Genomic DNA, 21,817 nt, shown 5'->3' on the forward strand with positions numbered 1-21,817 from the left:
CCCGACCGCGAGCACTTCGGCCGGATCTTCTACAACCAGGCGACCATGAGCGCCAAGGAAATCCCGCAGGTGGCCGCCGTCCTCGGTTCGTGCACGGCTGGTGGCGCGTATGTGCCGGCCATGAGCGACGAGGCCGTCATCGTCCGCGAACAGGGCACCATCTTCCTCGGCGGGCCGCCCCTGGTGAAGGCGGCGACCGGTGAGATCGTCTCGGCCGAGGACCTCGGCGGCGGCGACCTGCACTCGCGGGTCTCCGGTGTCACCGACCACCTCGCCGACGACGACGAGCACGCGCTGCGCATCGTGCGCGCGATGGCGGCCACCTTCGGCCCGCGCGAGCCCAGCCAATGGGACGTCCGTCCCGCGGTCGAGCCCAAGCATGCGCAGACCGATCTCTACGACGTGGTGCCGCCGGACCCCCGAGTGCCCTACGACGTGCACGAGGTGATCGTCCGGCTGGTCGACGGTGGTGAGTTCAGCGAGTTCAAGACCAATTACGGCAAGACGCTGGTGACCGCCTTCGCCCGCATCCACGGCCATCCCGTCGGCATCATCGCCAACAACGGCGTCCTGTTCAGCGAATCCGCCTTGAAAGGCGCGCATTTCATCGAGCTCTGCGACAAACGCAAGATCCCGCTGCTGTTCCTGCAGAACATCGCCGGGTTCATGGTCGGTCGCGACTACGAAGCGGGCGGCATCGCCAAGCACGGCGCCAAGATGGTGACCGCGGTGGCGTGCGCCCGGGTGCCCAAGCTGACCGTCGTGATCGGCGGATCCTATGGGGCGGGCAACTATTCGATGTGCGGGCGGGCGTACTCGCCGCGCTTCCTGTGGATGTGGCCCAACGCCCGGATCTCGGTGATGGGCGGCGAGCAGGCCGCGTCGGTGCTGGCCACGGTGCGCGGCGAACAGCTCGCCGCGTCCGGCAAACCCTGGCCGCCCGACGATGAGGAGGCCTTCAAGGCGCCGATCCGCGCCCAATACGAGGACCAGGGCAACCCGTACTATTCCACCGCGCGCCTGTGGGACGACGGCATCATCGATCCGGCCGACACCAGAACGGTTGTCGGGCTGGCCCTTTCGATATGTGCCCATGCCCCGCTGGAGCCGGTCTCCTACGGCGTCTTCCGGATGTGATGGCCATGTTCGAGACCGTATTGGTGGCCAACCGCGGCGAGATCGCGGTCCGGGTGATGGGGACCCTGCGCCGGCTGGGCATCCGCTCGGTCGCGGTGTACAGCGACCCCGACGCCAACGCCCGCCACGTCCTGGAGGCCGACACGGCCGTGCGCCTGGGGCCCGCCGCGGCGCGCGAGAGCTACCTAGACATCGGCAAGGTGCTGGACGCGGCGGCGCGCACAGGAGCGCAGGCGATCCACCCGGGCTACGGGTTCCTCTCGGAGAACGCGGAATTCGCCGCCGCCTGCGAGCGTGCCGGTGTGGTGTTCCTGGGCCCGCCGCCGCAAGCGATACAGGTGATGGGCGACAAGATCACCGCCAAGAATGCGGTCGCCGCGTTCGACGTGCCGGTGGTTCCCGGGGTGGCCAAGCCCGGACTCAGCGACGACGAGCTCGTCGCGGCCGCCGAAGAGGTCGGCTACCCGGTGTTGATCAAGCCGTCGGCGGGCGGCGGCGGCAAAGGCATGCGCCTGGTGGACGACCCGAGCCGGCTGCGCGAGGCCTTGGTGGGCGCTCGCCGGGAGGCCGCCTCGTCGTTCGGCGACGACACCCTGTTCCTCGAGCGGTTCATGTTGCGGCCCAGGCACATCGAGGTGCAGGTGCTCGCCGACACCCACGGCAACGTGGTGCATCTCGGCGAGCGGGAGTGCAGCCTGCAGCGGCGCCACCAGAAGGTGATCGAGGAGGCGCCCTCGCCCTTGCTCGACCCACAGACCCGCGCCCGCATCGGGGCGGCCGCCTGCAACACCGCTCGCAGCGTCGACTACGTCGGCGCGGGCACGGTGGAGTTCATCGTCTCCGCCGACCGGCCGGACGAGTTCTTCTTCATGGAGATGAACACTCGGCTGCAGGTGGAACACCCGGTCACCGAGGCGATTACCGGTTTGGACCTGGTCGAGTGGCAGCTACGGGTGGCCGCCGGCGAGAAGCTGAGCTTCGCGCAGGACGACATCGAATTGCACGGCCACGCCATCGAGGCCCGGGTGTACGCCGAGGATCCCGCACGCGGCTTCCTGCCCACCGGCGGCCGGGTGCTGCGGGTGGTCGAACCTTCCGGGGCCGGGGTCCGCGTCGACTCGTCGCTGCTGGCGGGCACGCTGGTCGGCAGCGACTACGACCCGATGCTGAGCAAGGTCATCGCCCACGGGGAGGACCGCGACGAGGCGCTGGCGAAACTCGACGGGGCACTGGCACACACGGCGATCCTCGGGGTGCAGACCAACATCGAATTCCTCAGGTTCCTGCTGGCCGACGAGCGCGTCCGCGCCGGCGACCTGGACACTGCGCTGCTGGACGAGCGGGTGGCGGACTTCGCACCGCTGCCGGCCCCCGACGACGTGCTCGCCGCCGGGGGCCTCTACCGCCAGTGGGCGCTGGACCGTCGGGCCGCGGGCAACCCCTGGGCGGTGCCCACCGGATGGCGGGTCGGTGGGGCGCCGGCGCCCGTCCGCACCGAGATGCAGACCCCGCTGCGCAGCGCCACCGTCTCGGTATGGGGCACACCGGACGCCGCCCGGGTGCAGGTGGGCTCGGGCGAGATCCGTTCGGCCGGCGTACGGGTCGACGGTTCCCGCATGGACCTCACGCTGGACGGCGTGCGCCGCGAATACCGGTGGGCGGAGGCCGACCGGCACCTGTGGATCGCCGACGAGCGGGGGGCCTGGCACCTGCGCGAGGCCGAAGAGCACAAGATTCACCGCGCCGCAGGCGGGCAGCAGGCCGAGATCCTCAGCCCCATGCCCGGCAGCGTCATCGCGGTCCAGGTCCCCTCGGGCACCGAGGTATCCGAGGGTGACGTGGTGGTGGTCGTGGAGGCGATGAAGATGGAACATTCGCTGTCCGCACCGGTTTCGGGACGGGTGGAGGTCTTGGTGTCCGTCGGCGATCAGGTCACCGTCGACCAAGTGCTGGCCCGGCTGGTCCCCGAAGAGCCCGACACAGCAGCCGATTCGAGTAAGGACGAGACATGACGACATCCATCACGACGGGAACGCTATCCAAGGAATACGAGGATCTTCGCGACACCGTGGCCGAGTTCGCGCGCACCGTGGTCGCGCCGGTTTCGGCCAAACACGATGAAGAGCACAGCTTCCCGTACGAAGTGGTGGCCAAGATGGGCGAGATGGGGCTGTTCGGCCTGCCGTTCCCCGAGGAATACGGCGGCATGGGCGGCGACTACTTCGCGCTGGCGCTGGTGCTCGAGGAACTCGGCAAGGTCGACCAGTCGGTGGCCATCACGCTGGAGGCCGGCGTCGGCCTTGGCGCGATGCCGATCTACCGGTTCGGCACCGAAGAACAGAAGCAGAAGTGGCTGCCGGAACTGACGGCCGGCCGGGCGCTGGCCGGCTTCGGGCTCACCGAGCCGGGCGCCGGCTCCGACGCGGGCGCCACCCGGACCACGGCCCGCCTCGACAACGGCGAGTGGGTGATCAACGGCAGCAAGCAGTTCATCACCAACTCCGGCACCGACATCACCAAGCTGGTGACAGTCACCGCGGTCACGGGAACGGTCGGTGACGGCAAGAAGGAGATCTCGACCATCATCGTGCCCAACGGCACACCGGGATTCACCGTCGAGCCGGTCTACAGCAAGGTCGGCTGGAATGCGTCCGATACCCACCCGCTGAGCTTCGCCGACGCCCGCGTCCCCGAGGAGAACCTGCTAGGCGCCCGCGGCACCGGCTACGCCAACTTTCTGTCCATCCTCGACGAGGGCCGCATCGCGATCGCCGCGCTGGCCACCGGCGCCGCCCAGGGCTGCGTCGACGAGAGCGTCAAGTATGCCAAGGAGCGGCAGTCCTTTGGCCAGCCGATCGGCTCGTATCAGGCCATCAGCTTCAAGATCGCCCGGATGGAAGCGCGTGCTCACGTCGCGCGCACCGCGTACTACGATGCCGCAGCGAAGATGTTGGCGAGCAAGCCATTCAAGAAGGAGGCGGCGATCGCGAAGATGATCTCGTCGGAGGCGGCCATGGACAACGCGCGCGACGCCACCCAGATCCACGGCGGGTACGGGTTCATGAACGAATACCCGGTGGCGCGGCATTACCGCGACAGCAAGATCCTCGAGATCGGCGAGGGGACCACCGAAGTGCAGCTGATGCTGATCGCTCGGTCGCTGGGGCTGTCATGACGCGCGCCGTCGACGATGCAGAGCGTAGCGATGAGGAGGAGCGGCGCTCATGACGGAAGGCAAGTCGATCATGCAGCGGGGCCTGTGGTTCGAGGAATTCGAGATCGGCACGACCTACCTGCACCGGCCGGGCCGCACCATCACCGAGGCCGACAACGTCTTGTTCACCACGCTGACGATGAACACCCAGTCGCTGCACCTGGACGCGGCGTGGGCCGCCGAGCAGCCGGGCTTTCGGGGCGAGCGGTTGGTGAACTCGATGTTCACCCTGTCCACGCTGGTCGGGCTGTCCGTCTCGCAGCTGACGCTGGGCACCATCGTCGCCAACCTGGGCTTCTCCGAGGTGTCGTTCCCCAAGCCCGTCTTCCACGGCGACACCCTGTACGCGGAGACGGTGTGCACCGGCAAGCGCGAGTCCAAGAGCCGGCCCGGCGAAGGGATCGTCACCCTCGAGCACACCGGTCGCAACCAGCACGGCGATGTCATTGCGCGCGCGGTGCGGACCACGCTGGTCCAGAAGCGCCCCAGCGACCAGGAGGCCACGTGAACCTGCAGTCCGCCGGCCCGGGCTGGCTGTTCTGCCCTGCCGACCGTCCCGAGCGGTTCGTCAAGGCCGCCGCCGCGGCCGACGTGGTGATCCTCGACCTCGAGGACGGGGTGGCCGAAGCGGACAAGCCTGCCGCGCGCAAGGCGCTGCGGGAGACCCCGCTGGACCCCGAGCGCACCGTGGTGCGCATCAACGCGGCCGGCACCGACGAGTACGCCCGCGACCTGGACGCCCTGGCCGCGACGCCCTACACGACGGTGATGCTGTCCAAGACCGAGTCGGCCGCGCAGGTGTCCGCGCTGGCACCGCGCGACGTCATCGCGCTGATCGAGACGCCCCGCGGGGCGGTGTTCAGCACCGAGATCGCCGCTGCCGACGGCACCGTCGCGATGATGTGGGGCGCCGAGGACCTGGTCGCCGCGCTCGGGGGCAGCTCCAGCCGGCTGGCCGACGGCGCCTACCGCGACGTTGCCCGCCATGTGCGGTCGACGGTCCTGCTGGCGGCGTCCACCTTCGGCCGGATCGCCCTCGACGCGGTGCATTTGGACATCCGAGACCTCGACGGCTTGCGGGCGGAAGCCTACGACGCCGTCGCGGTGGGCTTCCACGGGACGGTCTGCATTCACCCGACCCAGATTCCGGTCGTGCGCGACGCCTATCGCCCCAGCGAGGACAAAGTCGACTGGGCGCGAAGGGTATTGGCGGCCGCGCGGACCGAGCGTGGCGTTTTCGCCTTCGAGGGCCAGATGGTGGACTCGCCGGTGCTCAAGCACGCCGAGATGCTGGTGCGCAGGGCGGGGCAGTCCGGCGCCGGTTGAAGCTTCGCGAAAGCGATATCGCCGGCGATATCAAAATCGAAAGTCGTCTAATGGTTGGAGGCTCCGGCCGGCCCCGCCCAAACCCCCGGTGGTCGCGACACGGTCGCGATCGCCGCGGTCTCTTCTCATCCGAGCGCATAATGGTGAGTACGCCAGTGTCGCGGCGAGCGGAGCCTTTCGTGTAGCTGGCGATCGACTTCGGCTCGCGGCGGGTCCCGGTTGAGCTTTTGCTGTGACCCCTGCGGCACCGAAGTAGGGAGACGGTATGGCAAAGGCCCCTCAACCACCGATGACCGTCGACCTCGATCCGGTGCAACTTGTCGCTCCCGACGGCACACCGACGCCCGAACTCCGCTACGGCCGCGACCTTCCCGTGGAGACACTGTCCTGGCTCTACGAGATGATGGTGGTCACCCGAGAGCTGGACACCGAGTTCGTCAACCTCAAGCGCCAGGGGGAGTTGGCGTTGTTCGCGTCCTGCCGCGGTCAGGAAGCCGCCCAGGTGGGCGCGGCGGCCTGTTTGCGCAAGACGGACTGGTTGTTTCCGCAATACCGGGAGCTCGGCGTGTACCTGGTGCGCGGCATCCCGCCCGGGCACGTGGGCGCGGTATGGCGCGGAACCTGGCACGGCGGACTGGAATTCACCAAGAAATGCTGCGCCCCGACCTCGATCCCGATCGGCACGCAGACGCTGCACGCCGTCGGCGCGGCGATGGCCGCGCAGCGGCTCGGCGAGGACTCGGTGGCGGTGGCCTTCCTCGGTGACGGTGCCACCAGCGTGGGGGACGTGCACGAGGCACTGAACTTCGCGGCCGTGTTCGCCACGCCGTGCGTGTTCTTCGTGCAGAACAACCAGTGGGCGATCTCGGTGCCGATCCACAAACAGACCAAGGCACCGTCCATCGCGCACAAGGCAATCGGCTACGGCATGCCGGGAATCCGGGTGGACGGCAACGACGTGCTGGCCTGCTACGCGGTGATGGCCGAGGCCGCCGCCCGCGCCCGGGCCGGCGGCGGACCGACCCTGATCGAGGCGGTCACCTACCGGCTCGGCCCGCACACCACGTCGGATGATCCCAGCCGTTACCGGACCCAGGAGGAGGTGGACCGCTGGGCGGCGCTCGACCCGATCCCGCGCTACCGCGCCTACCTGCAGGGGCAGGGGCTGTGGTCGAACCGCTTGGAGGAGCGGGTCGCTGCCCGCTCGAAGCGGATGCGCACCGAGCTGCGCGACGCGGTGTTCGGGGCACCCGACTTCGACATCGACGAGGTGTTCACCAGCGTGTACGCCGAAATGACGCCCGGGTTGGAGGCGCAACGCCAAGCGCTGCGGGCCGAACTGGGGAGGATCGAATGACCCAGCTCGCCGATCGGCCCGCCGGTCCCGCCGAAACCCTCACCACGGCAACGCAGAACGCGGCACTGGGTGCGCAGTCGACGACCATGGTGCAAGCGCTCAACCGGAGCCTGCATGACGCGATGGCCGCCGACGACCGGGTGCTGGTGTTCGGTGAGGACGTCTCGGTCGAGGGTGGGGTGTTCCGGGTAACCGAGGGGCTGGCCGAAAAATTCGGTGACACACGCTGTTTCGACACGCCGCTGGCCGAGTCCGCCATCATCGGCATCGCGGTGGGTCTGGCGTTGCGCGGCTTCGTCCCGGTACCGGAGATTCAATTCGACGGGTTTTGCTACCCGGCTTTCGATCAGGTGGTCAGCCATCTGGCGAAGTACCGCACCCGCACCCGCGGCGAGGTCGACATGCCGGTAACGGTGCGGATCCCGTCCTTCGGTGGAATCGGTGCCGCCGAACATCATTCGGACTCCACCGAGTCGTATTGGGCCCATACCGCCGGCCTCAAGGTGGTGGTTCCGTCCACTCCGGCCGACGCCTACTGGCTGCTTCGCCACGCGATCGCCTGCCCGGACCCGGTGATGTACCTCGAGCCGAAGCGGCGCTATCAGGTCCGCGGCACGGTCGACACCGACCGTCCCGAACCGCCGATCGGGCGGGCGACGGTACGCCGCCCCGGCTCGGATGTGACGGTCGTGACCTACGGCAGCCTGGTCGGCACCGCGGTCGGTGCGGCGGAAGAGGCGCAACGCCAACGTGGTTGGAGCATCGAGGTCATCGACCTGCGATCACTGGTCCCGTTGGACTTCGACACCGTGGCCGCGTCGATTCATCGGACCGGGCGTTGTGTGGTGATGCACGAGGGGCCGCGCAGCCTGGGATATGGTGCCGGGTTGGCCGCCCGGATTCAAGAGGAGCTGTTCTACGAGTTGGAGGCGCCGGTGTTGCGCGCCTGCGGATTCGACACCCCTTACCCGCCGGCACGGCTGGAGCGACTGTGGCTGCCCGGCCCCGACCGGCTGCTGGACTGCGTCGAGCGTGCGTTGGGGCTGCCATGAACGCCGCCGAGCGGGTGAAGTCATTCCGCGTCCCCGACCTCGGCGAGGGACTGCAGGAAGTGACCGTGACGCACTGGAACGTCGCCGCGGGCGACGACGTCGAACTCAACCAGGTGCTGTGCACGGTGGAGACGGCCAAGGCGGAGGTGGAGCTGCCCAGCCCGTACGCGGGTCGGATCGTCGAAACGCGCGGCGGCGAAGGCGATGTGCTGCCTGTGGGGGAGGTGCTGGTCCGCATCGATACGGCACCGCTGAACGGCGACGAGCCTGCGGCCGCCGGGACCGTCCCCACGCTCGTCGGTTATGGCGCGGACGCCGGCATCGACACCAGCCGGCGAACCCGCCGCCCGCTCGCCGCCCCTCCGGTGCGCAAATTGGCCAAGGAATTGATGGTCGACCTGCGCTCGCTGCCACGCGATCCCGACAGCATCATCACCCGCGCCGACGTGTTGGCGGCCGCGGACCAGAACGGTGCCGACGTCCGACCGGTCCGTGGCGTGCAGGCGCGGATGGCCGAGAAGATGGCGTTGTCGCACCGCGAGATCCCGGCCGCCAAAGTCAGCGTCGAGGTCGACTGCACCGAATTGATGCGGCTATCGGATCGGGTGTCGACGGACGAGAAGATCACGCCGTTCGTCCTGACGATGCGGCTACTACTCATTGCGCTGTGCCACAACCAGATTCTCAACGCGACATGGGTCGACTCGGCCGAAGGTCCGGCGGTTCGCGTCGAGCGACGTGTGCACCTCGGATTCGGAGTGGCCACCCCGCGTGGGCTGCTGGTCCCGGTAATCGCCGACGCGCACACCAAGACCACCCGCGAACTGGCAAGACGGGCAACCGAATTGGTCACCGGCGCGCGGGAGGGCACGTTGACCCCGGCCGAATTGCGCGGCTCCACCTTCACCGTGTCGAACTTCGGGGCGCTGGGTGCCGACGACGGCGTGCCGGTGATCAACCACCCGGAAGCGGCGATCCTGGGGATGGGTGCGATCAAACCGCGCCCGGTGGCCGTGGGTGATCAGGTCGTGGTGCGCCCGACCATGACGCTCACCTGCGTGTTCGACCACCGCGTCGCCGACGGCGCCCAGGCGGCCCGGTTCGTCACCGAGCTGAGGGATCTGGTCGAATCACCGATGACCGCATTGCTCGACCTGTAGCCCGTGGTGCGGCGGTATCGGATACCGGAACAGGCCGCACTCGTACTACCGGCGCTGCGCGGCGGCCAATCGCTGGGCAAACTCCGGAGACTGGATGGAGTAGGCCTGCGGCCCGAGTTCGGTGCGCATGGCGAACACGTGTTGTTCGTGATCCAGCGATCCCGGGCTGACGGTGGCGCGCATGGTGGCCTTCGTCGCCAGGACGACCTCGCGCGGGGCGGCCGCGGGCCCCGCCGCCAGCTCCAGCGCCGCGGCGACGGGATCGTCGGCGACGGCCAGCGCCAAGCCGTGGTGGGCGGCGGCTTCGGCGTCGAAACGCATGCCGAAAAGCAGTGCCGCGCGCGCGACCTGGGGGCCCACCGCCCGCTGCAGCATCCACGTCGCGCCGCCGCCGGGGTGCAGCCCCAGCTTCTGGAATCGGGCGTCGAACAACGCCGCGGGCCCGGCGATGCGAACGTCGGCCGCCAATGCGAGATTCAGGCCCGCGCCGACGGCCGCGCCGTTGACCGCGGCGATGGTGGGCAGCCGGCAACTGCTGACGGCCATGAAGCCGTCGTAGAGCTGCTGCAGCCCGGTCTCGGCTTTGTCACCGCCGGCCGCGCTGAGCGCGCTCAGGTCCGCGCCGGCGCAGAAGGCCTTGCCGGCGCCGGTGACCACCACGGCGTGCACGTCCGGATCGGCCTCCGCCCGCTCGACGGCCGCGCGCAGGCGGGCCGACATCTCGGCGGTGACCGCGTTGCGCCGGTCGGGGTCGTTGACGGTGATGAGCGCGACGCGATTGTCGACGGTGAACAAGACGAGGTCTGACTGGGCCATCGGGTACCTCCGTGGCTTGGAGTTGGCGCGTCTTGGCGACGCACGATTACGGTGCCGCGGCTGCGACTCGGGGCAGGGTAAGGGTACTGCGGGCGTCCCGGTGGGTTTCGCCAAGTCGGCCGGCGTATGGGTGTGGTTCCACGCGGTCATGAACAGCCGATTAATCGGCTTCGCGTGGCGTCCCTCCGGGATTGCTTAGGTCCAACAACGCGAACGCCATTGAGGTGGCGTCGAAATTCGGCAAAGAATGGTCGTGCACTCTCGAATGCGTTTGCGCTTTCCTCGTGTCGGCCTCGATCGCATGCGCGCGCGATCGGACGGCAGCTGATTACCAGGATGTATTTAAAGAGGCGACGTTGTCCCCGACCTCGGGTTTCGCCAACTTCTTCGCCAGTTCATCGAGCGCCGCCTGGCGCCGTCGCACCGCGCACGCCCGTTGATCCGGCTGCGCGCCGGACATGACCGTCTTTGGCACCGCGTCATTTCGCAATCTGGTGTTCGCGTAGTGGATTGCGGCATCGATCATTTCGATGTAGCGCTCCGCATCGTCGAGGGCGCACGTCCCCTCGATGCGCTGGACCTCATCCCAGCAGGGATAAGAGGAGTACCTGGCATCGAGCCGTTGCTGCGATACCTGTAGACCGAAGTAGCTTCGCCAGTCCCGGCTCAGCCAGCCCCGTGTCTTGACCTCGACTTTGATCCTGTTTCCCAGGCCGGCTACGAACTTTGGTTCTCCAACTCGTACCACCGGTTGCCAGTCGTCCGACGTCATCATCGACCACCCCTCGAATAGAGACGCCTACGTCATAATCCCCCCGCTGGCGTCATCTGCTCGCACGACACGCCAATTGTGGTTCCCGAACCGTCTAATAGGCAAACTCTGGGCGACAAGCGGCGGTGAAGCCGTTGTTAAAAACCATTTCCGCCGGGTGTCATGGATGCGACGGGCGCGGGCGGGTATTGCAGGCCCAGGCCAGATGGGCGACGCTGGGGCGGGTCGATACGTTGCGGGGCAATCGAGGGGAAGCGCGATGGCGAAGGTTCTTTTCGTGGTGACGGGCGCAAGCTACTGGACGCTTCAGGACGGGACGAGACATCCGACCGGCTACTGGGCCGAGGAGTTCGCGGCGCCGTACCGCACACTCACGGATGCGGGTCACCAGGTCGTGGTGGCCACGCCGAAAGGCGTTGTCCCGCATGTGGATGTGATGAGCTTGCGTCCGTCGATGGCCGGCAGTGAAGAGATTGCTGCGGAACTCGAGGAGATCCTGCGGTCCGCCGAGGAATTACGGCACCCGATCGCATTGGCCAACGCCCGCCTCGAGGACTACGACGCCGTCTATTACCCCGGTGGTCACGGCCCGATGGAGGACCTCTGGCAGGACGCCGATTCAGGCCGGTTGCTGACCGCAGCGCTGGCCTCCGGCAAGCCCCTGGCCATCGTCTGCCACGCGCCGGTCGCGATGATGGCGACTCGGCGCAACGGCAATTCCCCGTTCGCCGGCTACAAGGTCACGGCTTTCACCAACGACGAGGAGGACGCCGTCGGGCTGCGGGCGAAGGCGCGGTGGACCGCCGAGGACGAACTGGTGAAGATGGGCGTCGACTTCTCCCGGGGCGAGGCCTGGAAGCCCTACACGGTGAAGGACCGCAACCTGTTCACCGGCCAGAATCCGGCCTCCGCGGGCCCTTTGGCGAAGGAGTTCATGAAGGAACTGCCTTAAGCGAAGGGCCGCAACATGTTTCGGTTGCGCCGGGCAATGCCCGGGCGTACGTTTCGGCAATGACCGTCAGATTCCGCCCGTCGCCGACAACGCCGGCGCGACTCCCGTGCACGGACCCACACCATGCCGCCATTCCGGCCAAGTACCGCGCGCTTATCGCGATGGCCGCCGGCGCGGCCTGCGCGCGTCCGGGCGGGGCCGAGGCGGCGGCCGGCGATGCGCGCGCGGCGGGTGCCTCGGCGGCCGAGATCGCCGAAGCGGTCAGGCTCGGCCGCTCCGTTGGGGCCGCCACCATGCGCAGAAGGCACGCGCTGCCGGTGGCGGTCGCGGATTGCCGGGCGTGCACGGTGCTATGGATGGTGGCGCTCATCCTGGGCGCCCTCTTGCTGGCGCACGGGGCGCCGCCCAGCCGCGCCGACGTGTGCGGTGACGGCGCTGCCATCCCGGCTAGTGGCTGCCCCGACCCCGGCAACCCTGTAGCGGGCCCGCCGGCCCCGGGCCTTGGCAAGCCGCCGTGGCTCGGGGCCATCGAGCAGCGCGACCCGCAATTCGGCGATTCCTACCTGGCGATGCGTGAGCGGATCCTGAGGGATGGCGCTATTCCGGCCAAATACAAGCTCCTCATGGCGATGGTGACCGACGCGATCGCCGCACATCCGGACGGCGTCAAGACGCTTGCCGGGAACGCGCGCGCCGCGGGCGCCTCGGAGCCCGAAGTGACCGAGGCGGTCGAGGTCGGATATCTCTTCGGTGGCACCGCGGCCCTGGTCATGGGCGCCAACGCGTTCGGTGGCTGATCGCCGTGCATGAGCGCGGGACGCGCCCGTTGTTGGCGCAGAGACGGAAGATGACGCCGACGCCGCGGCACTCTGCACTTTCGCCCGGCGGTGCGCCGGGCCAGACTTGTGGAATGAAGACACCTGAGCTCACCGCCCACACGCCGACCGCGTCGCCCCCGCCCCTCCGACGCCAGCGCCGGCAGCAGGCGCCGACGTCAGCGCGGGTGGCGTGAGCGTGCCCGCCGGCGGGTCCGGCCCGGCGCAGCGCGGGCCGCTGAAAGGCCTCTCGGACGTACGCGCGTTCTTCCACACCAACAAGGTGCCGCTGTACTTCATCTCGCCGACCCCGTTCAACCTGCTGGGCGTCGACCGCTGGATACGAAACTTCTTCTACCTCACCTACTTCGACTCTTTCGAGGGCACACACTCGCGCGTATTCGTGCCGCGGCGCCGCGACCGCCGCGATTTCGACTCGATGGACGAGGTGTGCAGCCACCTCTTGTCCGACCCCGAGACGCTCGAGTTCATCGCCGGTAAAGGCCCCGGCGGCAAGTGCTGCTTTGTGATGATGAACGAGGAAATCCAGGCGCTCGCGCGGTCCGCGGGCCTCGAGGTCATGCATCCGCCGATCGAGCTGCGCAACCGCCTGGGCTCCAAGATCGTCATGACGCGCCTGGCCGACGAGGCCGGGGTGCCCAGTGTGCCCAACACGATCGGGCGGGCCGGCTCCTACGACGAACTGCTGGCGCTCGCACAAGACGCCGGCTTGGGAGACGACCTCGTCATCTCGATCGCATATGGCAATGCCGGCAGCGGGACGTTCTTTGTGCACGGTCAGCGCGACTGGGACGAGCACGCCGGTGACCTGGTCGGGCAGGACCTCAAGGTCATGAAGCGCATCCGCAATGTCGAGGTGTGCCTCGAGGGTGCCGTGACGCGCCACGGCACCGTGGTCGGCCCCGCGATGACGAGTCTCGTCGGGTATTCGGAGCTGACTCCTAGCCGGGGCAGCTGGTGTGGCAATGACATCTGGCACGAGGTGCTGCCGCCCGCCCAGACCCACGCCGCGCGAGAAATGGTGACAAAGCTGGGCGACGTCATGCGCCGCGAGGGCTACCTCGGCTACTTCGAGGTGGACCTGCTGCACGACCTCGACTCCGACGAGCTCTACCTCGGCGAGGTGAATCCGCGGCTGAGTGGCGCGAGTCCGATGACGAACCTGACCACCGAGGCCTACGCCGACATGCCGCTGTTCCTCTTTCACCTGCTCGAGTACATGGACGTGGACTACGAGCTCGACATCGACGAGATCAACTCGCGCTGGGAGCGCGGCTACGGCGAGGACGAGGTCTGGGGCCAGGTGATACTCACCGAGACCTCGCCGGATATCGAGATCTTCACCGCGACGCCACGAACCGGGGTATGGCGCATCGACGACGACGGCCGGGTCTCCTTCTCGCGGACCGCCAACGACTGGGCCACGCTGCTCGACGGCTCCGAGGCCTTTTACATGCGGGTCGCGGCGCCCGGCGACTTGCGTTCGGAGGGCGCCCAACTCGGCGTGCTCGTCACCCGCGCACATCTGCAGACGGACGACTATCAGCTCAGCGAGCGCTGCCAGCGCTGGGTCAAGGGCATGAAGGCGAAGTTCACCTCAACGCCCCTGACGCCCGCCGCGCCGATCGTCTCGCGGCTCGTCGCGCGCGCGTGAGCGTCCCGGCGGGAATCTCACTGGACAACTGGCTGTCGCCCCCGTATTCGCGGTGGTCGTTCCAGCACGTCGAAGACATGGTGCCGACGGCGATCATCTCGCGCGGGACGGGGCCGGCCGCGGTGCTGCCCACGGCCCCTGCGCCGGTGGCCGAGATCCGGTTGACCAGCACTGACGGCGCGGCCAGCACCGTGGGCGCAGTGATGGCCGCCACCGTTACCGACGGCTGGGCCGTCGCCCACCGCGGGTCGCTGGTGGCCGAGGAGTACCTCGACCACCTCAGGGCGGACAGCCGACATCTGCTGTTCTCGGTGAGCAAGTCGATGGTGGCGGCCGTCGTCGGCGCGCTGCACGGCTCCGGCGCCATCGAGCTCGACGCACCGGTCACGAAATACGTTCCCGCCCTGGCGAATTGCGGGTACGCCGGTGCGACGGTGCGCCACCTGCTGGACATGAGGTCGGGCATCAAGTTCTCCGAGAACTACGCCGACCCGGCCGCAGAGATACACCGCCTCGACCGCGCGATGGGCTGGGCGCCCCGGCGTTCTGCGGACGATCCCGCCACGGTGCACGACTTCCTGCTGACGCTGAGGCAGAAGTCGCCACACGGCGGCCCGTTCGAATACCGCTCGTGTGAGACCGACGTATTGGGGTGGATCTGCGAGGTCGCCGGCGGCCAGCGGATGACCGACCTGATGTCCGAACTGCTGTGGAGCCGCATCGGCGCCCAAAGCGACGCCACCATCGGTGTCGATCCCGTCGGCACCGGATTTTTTGACGGCGGCATCAGCGCCTGCCTGATCGACATGATCCGGTTCGGGTCGCTGTTTTTGCGCGACGGCGTGTCGCTGACCGGCCGGCGGGTGGTGCCGGCTGCGTGGATCGCCGACACCCTCGACGGCGGCCCCGATTCACGCGAGGCCTTCGCCGCCAGCCCCGACCACGACACCGATCTGCCCGGCGGCATGTACCGCAACCAGATGTGGTTTCCGTACCCGGGCAACGACGTCGTGTTGTGCCTGGGCATGTGCGGGCAGATGATCTACGTCAACCGTCCGGCTGAGCTGGTCGCCGCCAAGGTGTCCGCCCAGCCGCACTCCCACGAGCCGCACATGCTGGACACGCTGCGTGCCTTCGATGCGGTGGCACGCGAGCTGGCCGGAATCGCGCGTTAGTGCCTGCAGGCCGCGTCAGGTGTGGGCGACCCAGCCCGCCTCGGTGTAGGGAGCGGGTTGCGAGGGATCGTTGATCGTGATGTACAGGTCGCCCGCCCTCGGCATCGCGAAGCCGACGAATCCATGTGCGGACTGCCCGTCGTGCAGGCCGCCCGATTGCAGCGGGGGCATCTTGTCGAGCCGTTGGTAGTCCACCGCAAGCGTTGCCGGCTGGGGCGCATCGGCGGGATGGGTCAACGGCTGATTGCCGCCGCCGTATCCGGCGAAGAGGTAATTGCGGTCGAATTGGAAGAACCGGTGGGACGTCGCGGTGATAGTCACTTCCACCACGTTGCACCCTGAGCCGGACGTCGGATCCGCAAAATGAGAGGCGCACCCCGGCGGTAACCACGTTGCACTGTTGACAGTGATGTCGGCGGTCGCGCCGCCAGCCGCCCGCGCATGCACGGGCGCGCCCAACTGCCCGATAGGGAACGGTGGATTCTCGGGCGTGGGGTCAGCCGAAGCGACGGGACACGGGCATGCGGCGATCGCCGCGGCAACCGCGGGTGCGGCAATTCTAGATTCCGCGCGCACCCCACGAGGTTACCCGCATCACTGCCGCACCAAAAAGCATCTGACCAGTTGGCCGGGCCGCCCGTTCGTCTTCGGGGGCCGGCCCGAACGTTCAACTCCCTTTGGGGAAGTGTCAAGGTAACCGCACCACATCACGCCGTGGTCATTCGACGAGGTCATCCTCAGGAGGTCGCACACCGCCGTTGCTGAAGGCCGGCAGCAGCTGTGCGAAGGCCGGCAGGAGATCTGTCGGGTCTCCCTGCCAGGGCAGCGCGAACAGTTGCCGGATGCTGCGTCGGCCGCCGAAGGCGCGCAGCGCCTCGAAATCCGAGACGTCGAGGGCGACTTCGCCGCGCGCCGTATGCGACGCACCGAGCTGTACGGATCCGGTCGTGGGGGTGATCAACCGCAGCACCGGCAATCCCGCTTGCCGAATGAATTGGTCGCCCATGGTCGTCACGAACCCCAGTGCTACCTCGAACGTGAGATCGCCTGTGCGAGAGCCTGGTTCGCTCAAGGCGCCACGAATGTCGTGCTCGTGGGTGAGGGTGTCGAAGACCAGCTGGCATGCGGATGCTTGGGGGGCCAGAGCGAGCGTTGCCGTCACCGCCTCGATCATCTGCTCCCACAGGTCCAGTAACTCGTCGACGCTGTGTCCGTCGAGGCGGTCGATCTGCGCCTGAGTCCAGGAGTTCGCGCCCTTGGCCTTCGCGTTGAGTGAAACGACGTCCGCCGCAACGCCGGCCAGGTGAGCCACCGTCTGGCGGATCGTCCAGGCAGGACAAGCCGGCACCGCCAGGTCGGCGACCTCGGCACGGCCGCGTAGCAGCTCATCGACACGCCCGTAGACGAGGCGGTAGGCCGCCGCCGCGTCTGAATGCGGCAACAACCGGGGCGGTCGCGGATCGCGGTCGTCCTCGATTTCGCTGTCAGCCATGCTGTTGTCCTCGGTAAAGCAACGCGCCGGGCGACCGGTCGACATCGGTCGGCGCCCTACTCGCCCTGTTGCGGGTCCGCACGAACAGATGCCGAAGGTTTGCGGCGAGGACGTGGGGCAGCAGTGCGGGGTCGGTCAGCCGGGACGGCTGATCGACCAGGTGGGCGACGCGGAGTAGCCGTTCGGCCACCGCGATGTCGTAGCCGGCGGCGATCAACATCGCGTTGACCATCGCCGCGAGCGGCCTCTGGCGCAGCGAGCGCTTCCCGGCACGAGACGGGACCCGGTCGTTAGCTTGGTTGCGGGCCCACGTGGGACCGATATCGGCGGCAGCGGCGTCAAAGAACCGCTTGGCCAAATCCCGATCGCCACCCCGTAGACGCCCGCGCAGTGCCAGTGCTTGCAGCGCCGCCATCGTCATGCCTTGGCCATAGACGGGGTTCAGACTGCACAGCGCATCGCCCGTCACGGTCACCGAATCGTAGAACTCCGAAAGAACCCGCGCCGCAAGCAAGCCCGCGATGCCCGCGCCCAATACGACGGCGTGTTCACCGAGCCGACTCGCGCGTCGCTCCTGTTGATCCGCGCCAACGCACGGTTTCGTCGACCTCATGACGGACGACAGTACACCAAAAATAAGAAAAATAAGAGATATCTAAGATAACCGTAAGATGGAGGGTGCGCGGGAAGGGGCGGGGTAGACGCGGACTGTGCGATTCACGCTGACTTCGTCGTCGTCAGCGAGCTGTTCGGGAATGGACGCGTCAGATCCGTTCAGCGGTCAGTTGCCAGATCGGCAGCAGAAGTCGCCCCGCATCATCGACCTCAAGGTGACTGAGGTCCATCGCCGAAGAGTCCCTCTCGAGGAGGCTGCGGACCTTTTCCTTGGTAAAGGTGGTGGCGTAGCCGCGGCGCTGTAGCCGGTGGATCATCCAACCGTTGCTGAAAGATTCGCGCAGGTGGGCCTCGGTGCTCCGATAGGCCGGGATTTCCGCGGGAAGCATGTCCGAGAAGCACAGCAAATGCAGGCGTGCTCCGCGTTCGCAGATCCCGTGCAGCGCGGATATGTAGCTGCGCTGCGCCTCTGCGTCCAGACAGTGCAACAGCGCGCTATCCACAGCCGTGCGGAACGGGCCTTCGACGCCCTCCATCGTGGTCGCATCGGCCACGACGAACTCGACTTGCAAGCCGCGTTCGTGCGCCTTAGTCCGGTTGTCTTCGATCGCGCATGAGGACGCGTCGACCCCGGTGACCTGGTAGCCGCATTCGGCGAAGAACAGCGCGTTTTCCCCGAGGCCACACCCAGCGTCCAGCACGGGGCCGGTGATCTCGCCGGCCTGCGCGAGCTCGACGATGATCGGCTGCGGCGCCCCAATGTCCCACGGAATAACGTCGAGACTCGTGCCGACCTCGCCCGGCGATGTCTTTCCCTCCCGGTACAGCTCCTCGTAGTCGTGTGGCTGCAGAAGCTTCAGGTCTTGCTGTCCTGTCATGAGTGGGTCACCTTCCACGGAAGCTCTTTTTGACGTCTTCGCTGCCCCGCAAATCTAGGGGGCGGGACTGGAGCCTTCCTTGACTGGGAATGGATCCCCAGCTCGGTGCTGATCGGATGGGGTTACATGCGGCAGCGGCGACGTTTCGACCCGCCTCGGGCATCGGTAGCGCACGCCCGGTCCGCAAACAGATCATTCACGCTCGAGCGCCTGGCCGCTGGCGGCGATGAACAGCACTTAGACCCTCGCGGCGGAGCCGCGACGACACAACATCGGGGAAGTCGGTGTCAATCACGAGGCGGCGGGAAATCTACGCTGGGCTCAAGCTCCTCATCCATCACCGTCCGAGCGATGGGCTGCTTCCACCAGCTGTGCGCGCGACGGGGCGTGGCCCTCTTTGCGGTTCAGCGGACGATGATGACCGCCAGGAGACCGCCCAGTGCAATGGTCTGCAGAGCAGCTCGAAGCCAAATGACGCGGTCCCAGCGTCGCTGAAGCTCTTTGGTGTCTGCCGGGACGGTATGGCTAGCTGCGGCCGAGCGGAGCCTCTTGTTGATGGGCGCGCTGATGGATAGGTAGATGGCGAGCCAGGCCAGCAGTCCGATCAGGGCGGTCGCTGCCCCGACGCGGGCCGGGACGCCGTCGCTGATGGCGATGGCGAGTCCTGCAGCCAGGATCGATACCACCCCAGGTATAGGCAGGCGGCGGTCCCCATATTCGTGGACTCGGCCGATCAAGTCCGCGATGGAGGCATCGGCGGCGCCGCTTGCGGCCGGCCGCACGATGAGTGCGCAAAACAGGTCGGTGCCGTAGATGATTCCTAGGCTGAGCACGCCGACGACGGCGATAGCGATGGCAACGGCGTTCATGGTGGCGAGGTCGTTCCTTCCAGGAGGTCGGACGGGCTACGCCCGGGCTGTTTCGGGCCCGGGCAGGGCGCGGGTGAGGCAGTCGGTCAGTGCGTCCTCGAACAGCGCATGAAGTTCACTGGCATCGACATCGACACGGCCGACGACGAGGAGCGCAATCAGCCCGTGCGCGGTCGCCCACAGCTGCAATACGTGCTGCTCGGCACGGGTGTCACCGGCGGCGCTGAGCAGTTCGCTCATGATGTTGCCGATAGCCTGCCCTTCAGTCCAGGCGTCGGTGGCGGGCACCCGCACGCCGCCCAGGCCGTACATCAGCTGATAGAGGTCGGGGTGGGTCAGGGCGAAATCGAGGTAGGCATGGCCCGCACGCCGCACTCTTGCAGCCGCCGCGCTCGACGCGTCAGTGCTCGACATGCGGGTGGTGGAGCCGCTGTCAGAATCCGGCTCCGTCTGCTGACTCGCGGTGGCCATGGCCTCCCGGAGCCGGGCGAACGCTTCGCGCACCAGGGTACGGAGGATGTCGTCGCGGCCGGTGAAGTAGCGATAGGCAAAGTTCGCGGAGTACTCGATTTCGCCGGCGAGCCGACGCATGGTGACTGCGTCCCACCCGTCGCGGCGGGCCACATCCAGGGCCGCGGACAGGATCGTCGCCCGCGCGGCGGCTCGCTCCCGGTCTCTCCGTCGCTGGGCCGGTGTCAGCGTAGGTGGGGCCGGGGGAGGCGTGTCCTGTTCGCGAAGCGTCATTGTTCACCACCCTCCTCGGCGACGAAGCTGTCAATCGCGTCCGGATTGTGGCCGTTGACCGTCTTCGCGGAATGTTTCGTGGTGCTGGTGCTCATGACTCCACCCTCGTACTACTTACGGCTTACTCACACCGTAATAATTGTGTACTGTGTAACCTGTACAGTCAAGCAGGTCGGAGGCGCGGCCGCGTGTTCCGGCCGTGTGCTTCCACGATGCGCCCCGAACTGGAGGAGGCCCTTCCGGTCACAGACCGCCGTGCCCGCCGAATTGATGACGCTATCCGGCGCAACGGCAAGGCCGCGCCACCGTACCTGGCCCCGCGAGCGATCCTGATTGCGAATCGAGAGTGAAGGGACAATGTCCATGCATGTACTAGTAACTGGCGTCACGGGAACGATCGGCGGCGCGGTGGCCCGTGCTCTCACCCAACGCGGCCATACCGTCACCGGTACGGTCCGCGACGAAAGCATTCGCGCGGGGGTGCCAGATGGCGTCGAGGTGGTTGTGGCCGACCTTTTCGAGACCGATGGGTTGTCCCACCTCGCGCAGCGCATGGACGGCGCGGTGCACGCGGCCTCCAGCAATGATGAGCGGGCTGCTGAACTGGATCAGCGTGTGGTAGCTGCCCTGGTCGCAGCCTTCGCCGGCACCGACAAGCCGTTCGTCTACACCAGCGGCCTCTGGCTCCATGGCAACGTCGGATCGGCTCCGTTGACCGAGGACTCACCGCTCGCACCACCGATGGTCGTCGCTTGGCGGCCTGCGATAGAACAGATGTTGCTCGAGGCCGCCGGCCAGGGCCTGCGCACCATTCGGATCCGCCCCGGGCTGGTCTATGGCGGCAGGCGCGGCTACGTGCCCATGCTGTTGGCTCCGGAAGGGAGCGGTGAGGACAGGGTCGTTCGTCACTTTGGCGACGGCTCCAACCGGTGGGCCGTCGTGCACGCCGACGACCTCGGTGATCTCTACGCGTTGGCGGTCGAGTCAGCGCCGGCGGGGTCGGTCTATCTGGCTGCCAGCGACGAGTCGGTGCGCATGAAGGATGCGGCGAAAGTCATGGCCGATCGCCATTCCGCCCAGGTGCAGGCATGGGATCCGGCGGACGCTGAGCGGTATTGGAATGTGATGGTTGAAGCGCTCATGTTGGATCAAGTCGCTACTCACGCTCACGCCCGCGGCGAGCTGGGCTGGCAACCGCACCGGCCGGGCCTCCTAGAAGAGCTGGCCGCCGGATAGGCGATATCGACGGAGTTGGCGACGAGGGACGGTGGAGGAGGTAGACGCCGTCTCGAACCCTCGTCCTCACGCACGGATCGGGTGACGTGGTTCGCGAGGTTGCGGCTACGCCGATCAACGAAATAGCCGATCCGAGTGCTCCTCAGCAAGCGCCGAGGACGGGCGCGCCGTCCAGTTCGCTGGGCTGGCCGCGCAGCCTATGACGACTGTGAACCAAATAGTCGCGGCGTTGTTGCACGGTCCCTTGCCGTGCGGCCCATGACCACAGCGAACCTGATTCGCCAGGCGCCAATCCCGCTGTCGCCGAAGGACTTCCGCGAATCCGTGAACGGCGCCTAGGCGACGCGTTCACCACCCGGTCGGCATCTCGCCAAAGCGGCCTCACAGTCTAATAAACACATCGTTGCGCCGAGTTGAAATCCTTCGTTTCTGGCCTTCCTGGTAGCCCGACCAGTCCTAAGACCCCCCATAATGTTTACAACGTCCCTTTATGGTGACGTTGTAACCGAAATTTCCGGTGACATTGTCACCG

General features: G+C 67.5%; 21 protein-coding genes. 13 read left to right on the forward strand and 8 right to left on the reverse strand.

What is annotated here, in order from left to right:
* The 8 genes from A9X04_RS25360 to A9X04_RS25395 form a co-directional block, all read left to right on the forward strand.
* A partial coding sequence (locus tag A9X04_RS25360; protein WP_067926727.1) for a carboxyl transferase domain-containing protein occupies positions 1–1,137 on the forward strand: 1,137 nt, incomplete at its 5' end.
* 5 nt (positions 1,138–1,142) lie between these two features.
* Complete coding sequence (locus tag A9X04_RS25365) at positions 1,143–3,149, forward strand: acetyl/propionyl/methylcrotonyl-CoA carboxylase subunit alpha (RefSeq protein WP_067926793.1); 2,007 nt, start codon at positions 1,143–1,145, stop codon at positions 3,147–3,149.
* On the forward strand, positions 3,146–4,312 hold the full coding sequence (locus tag A9X04_RS25370; protein ID WP_067926730.1) for an acyl-CoA dehydrogenase family protein: 1,167 nt from the start codon (positions 3,146–3,148) through the stop codon (positions 4,310–4,312). The genes A9X04_RS25365 and A9X04_RS25370 overlap by 4 nt, the downstream gene beginning before the upstream one ends.
* A gap of 49 nt (positions 4,313–4,361) precedes the next feature.
* Positions 4,362–4,859 (forward strand): MaoC family dehydratase, encoded by a 498-nt coding sequence (locus A9X04_RS25375; RefSeq protein ID WP_067926733.1) that lies wholly within the window; start codon positions 4,362–4,364, stop codon positions 4,857–4,859.
* Entirely contained in the window at positions 4,856–5,677 is an 822-nt protein-coding gene (locus tag A9X04_RS25380; protein ID WP_067926736.1) for a CoA ester lyase, read from the forward strand. Before A9X04_RS25375 ends, A9X04_RS25380 begins: the two co-directional genes overlap by 4 nt.
* Positions 5,678–5,942: 265 nt before the next feature.
* Positions 5,943–7,034, forward strand: a complete 1,092-nt coding sequence (gene pdhA / locus A9X04_RS25385) for a pyruvate dehydrogenase (acetyl-transferring) E1 component subunit alpha (protein ID WP_067926739.1) — start codon at positions 5,943–5,945, stop codon at positions 7,032–7,034.
* Positions 7,031–8,086: a 3-methyl-2-oxobutanoate dehydrogenase subunit beta gene (gene bkdB / locus A9X04_RS25390; RefSeq protein WP_067926741.1), complete on the forward strand. Its 1,056-nt coding sequence runs from the start codon at positions 7,031–7,033 to the stop codon at positions 8,084–8,086. The genes pdhA and bkdB overlap by 4 nt, the downstream gene beginning before the upstream one ends.
* The gene (locus A9X04_RS25395; protein WP_067926744.1) at positions 8,083–9,246 is read left to right on the forward strand and encodes a dihydrolipoamide acetyltransferase family protein; all 1,164 of its coding nucleotides are present in this window, start codon (positions 8,083–8,085) and stop codon (positions 9,244–9,246) included. The genes bkdB and A9X04_RS25395 overlap by 4 nt, the downstream gene beginning before the upstream one ends.
* 45 nt (positions 9,247–9,291) lie before the next feature.
* On the opposite strand, the gene A9X04_RS25400 is transcribed toward A9X04_RS25395, so the two are convergent.
* Together A9X04_RS25400 and A9X04_RS25405 are read right to left on the reverse strand one after the other, a co-directional pair.
* Positions 9,292–10,062 (reverse strand): enoyl-CoA hydratase, encoded by a 771-nt coding sequence (locus tag A9X04_RS25400; protein ID WP_067926747.1) that lies wholly within the window; start codon positions 10,060–10,062, stop codon positions 9,292–9,294.
* A gap of 328 nt (positions 10,063–10,390) precedes the next feature.
* Positions 10,391–10,834 (reverse strand): hypothetical protein, encoded by a 444-nt coding sequence (locus tag A9X04_RS25405; RefSeq protein WP_067926749.1) that lies wholly within the window; start codon positions 10,832–10,834, stop codon positions 10,391–10,393.
* Positions 10,835–11,093: 259 nt separating this feature from the next.
* Between A9X04_RS25405 and A9X04_RS25410 the strand changes: the two genes are divergently transcribed.
* The 4 genes from A9X04_RS25410 to A9X04_RS25425 all read left to right on the forward strand — a co-directional run bounded on the left by A9X04_RS25410 (position 11,094) and on the right by A9X04_RS25425 (position 15,451).
* A complete protein-coding gene (locus tag A9X04_RS25410) occupies positions 11,094–11,786 on the forward strand; it encodes a type 1 glutamine amidotransferase domain-containing protein (RefSeq protein WP_067926752.1) in 693 nt (230 codons plus the stop codon).
* Between the two features lie 59 nt (positions 11,787–11,845).
* A complete protein-coding gene (locus tag A9X04_RS30045) occupies positions 11,846–12,583 on the forward strand; it encodes a carboxymuconolactone decarboxylase family protein (protein WP_082975241.1) in 738 nt (245 codons plus the stop codon).
* A 211-nt stretch (positions 12,584–12,794) separates the two neighbouring features.
* Entirely contained in the window at positions 12,795–14,276 is a 1,482-nt protein-coding gene (locus tag A9X04_RS25420; protein ID WP_067926755.1) for a biotin carboxylase, read from the forward strand.
* A complete protein-coding gene (locus A9X04_RS25425) occupies positions 14,273–15,451 on the forward strand; it encodes a serine hydrolase domain-containing protein (protein ID WP_067926757.1) in 1,179 nt (392 codons plus the stop codon). The genes A9X04_RS25420 and A9X04_RS25425 overlap by 4 nt, the downstream gene beginning before the upstream one ends.
* Positions 15,452–15,466: 15 nt before the next feature.
* On the opposite strand, the gene A9X04_RS32460 is transcribed toward A9X04_RS25425, so the two are convergent.
* The 6 genes from A9X04_RS32460 to A9X04_RS25455 all read right to left on the reverse strand — a co-directional run bounded on the left by A9X04_RS32460 (position 15,467) and on the right by A9X04_RS25455 (position 20,049).
* Positions 15,467–16,027, reverse strand: coding sequence for a hypothetical protein (locus tag A9X04_RS32460; RefSeq protein WP_067926760.1), 561 nt, complete (start codon positions 16,025–16,027; stop codon positions 15,467–15,469).
* A 142-nt stretch (positions 16,028–16,169) separates the two neighbouring features.
* Complete coding sequence (locus A9X04_RS25435) at positions 16,170–16,988, reverse strand: maleylpyruvate isomerase N-terminal domain-containing protein (RefSeq protein WP_082975243.1); 819 nt, start codon at positions 16,986–16,988, stop codon at positions 16,170–16,172.
* Complete coding sequence (locus A9X04_RS25440) at positions 16,936–17,478, reverse strand: hypothetical protein (RefSeq protein WP_067926768.1); 543 nt, start codon at positions 17,476–17,478, stop codon at positions 16,936–16,938. Before A9X04_RS25440 ends, A9X04_RS25435 begins: the two co-directional genes overlap by 53 nt.
* Positions 17,479–17,707: 229 nt before the next feature.
* Positions 17,708–18,436, reverse strand: coding sequence for a class I SAM-dependent methyltransferase (locus A9X04_RS25445; RefSeq protein WP_067926771.1), 729 nt, complete (start codon positions 18,434–18,436; stop codon positions 17,708–17,710).
* 404 nt (positions 18,437–18,840) lie between these two features.
* The gene (locus A9X04_RS25450; protein WP_067926773.1) at positions 18,841–19,305 is read right to left on the reverse strand and encodes a DUF1772 domain-containing protein; all 465 of its coding nucleotides are present in this window, start codon (positions 19,303–19,305) and stop codon (positions 18,841–18,843) included.
* Positions 19,306–19,341: 36 nt separating this feature from the next.
* Positions 19,342–20,049, reverse strand: a complete 708-nt coding sequence (locus tag A9X04_RS25455) for a TetR/AcrR family transcriptional regulator (RefSeq protein WP_067926776.1) — start codon at positions 20,047–20,049, stop codon at positions 19,342–19,344.
* Positions 20,050–20,406: 357 nt separating this feature from the next.
* Between A9X04_RS25455 and A9X04_RS25460 the strand changes: the two genes are divergently transcribed.
* Entirely contained in the window at positions 20,407–21,285 is an 879-nt protein-coding gene (locus A9X04_RS25460; RefSeq protein WP_082975245.1) for an NAD-dependent epimerase/dehydratase family protein, read from the forward strand.
* Positions 21,286–21,817: the final 532 nt, after the last annotated feature.

Origin of the sequence: Mycobacterium sp. E3247, assembly GCF_001667785.1 — a bacterium.
In the GTDB taxonomy this organism is placed as follows: Bacteria; Actinomycetota; Actinomycetes; order Mycobacteriales; family Mycobacteriaceae; genus Mycobacterium.

Bases quoted from the DNA above. Each gene is read 5' to 3' on its own strand.
- pdhA (WP_067926739.1), top strand. From the start codon at position 5,943: ATGGCAAAGGCCCCTCAACCACCGATGACCGTCGACCTCGATCCGGTG.
- A9X04_RS25455 (WP_067926776.1), bottom strand. From the start codon at position 20,049: ATGACGCTTCGCGAACAGGACACGCCTCCCCCGGCCCCACCTACGCTG.
- A9X04_RS25365 (WP_067926793.1), top strand. From the start codon at position 1,143: ATGTTCGAGACCGTATTGGTGGCCAACCGCGGCGAGATCGCGGTCCGG.
- A9X04_RS25410 (WP_067926752.1), top strand. From the start codon at position 11,094: ATGGCGAAGGTTCTTTTCGTGGTGACGGGCGCAAGCTACTGGACGCTT.
- A9X04_RS30045 (WP_082975241.1), top strand. From the start codon at position 11,846: ATGACCGTCAGATTCCGCCCGTCGCCGACAACGCCGGCGCGACTCCCG.
- A9X04_RS25460 (WP_082975245.1), top strand. From the start codon at position 20,407: ATGTCCATGCATGTACTAGTAACTGGCGTCACGGGAACGATCGGCGGC.
- A9X04_RS25395 (WP_067926744.1), top strand. From the start codon at position 8,083: ATGAACGCCGCCGAGCGGGTGAAGTCATTCCGCGTCCCCGACCTCGGC.
- bkdB (WP_067926741.1), top strand. From the start codon at position 7,031: ATGACCCAGCTCGCCGATCGGCCCGCCGGTCCCGCCGAAACCCTCACC.
- A9X04_RS25450 (WP_067926773.1), bottom strand. From the start codon at position 19,305: ATGAACGCCGTTGCCATCGCTATCGCCGTCGTCGGCGTGCTCAGCCTA.
- A9X04_RS25400 (WP_067926747.1), bottom strand. From the start codon at position 10,062: ATGGCCCAGTCAGACCTCGTCTTGTTCACCGTCGACAATCGCGTCGCG.
- A9X04_RS25370 (WP_067926730.1), top strand. From the start codon at position 3,146: ATGACGACATCCATCACGACGGGAACGCTATCCAAGGAATACGAGGAT.
- A9X04_RS25445 (WP_067926771.1), bottom strand. From the start codon at position 18,436: ATGACAGGACAGCAAGACCTGAAGCTTCTGCAGCCACACGACTACGAG.
- A9X04_RS25435 (WP_082975243.1), bottom strand. From the start codon at position 16,988: ATGTCGACCGGTCGCCCGGCGCGTTGCTTTACCGAGGACAACAGCATG.
- A9X04_RS25375 (WP_067926733.1), top strand. From the start codon at position 4,362: ATGACGGAAGGCAAGTCGATCATGCAGCGGGGCCTGTGGTTCGAGGAA.
- A9X04_RS25405 (WP_067926749.1), bottom strand. From the start codon at position 10,834: ATGACGTCGGACGACTGGCAACCGGTGGTACGAGTTGGAGAACCAAAG.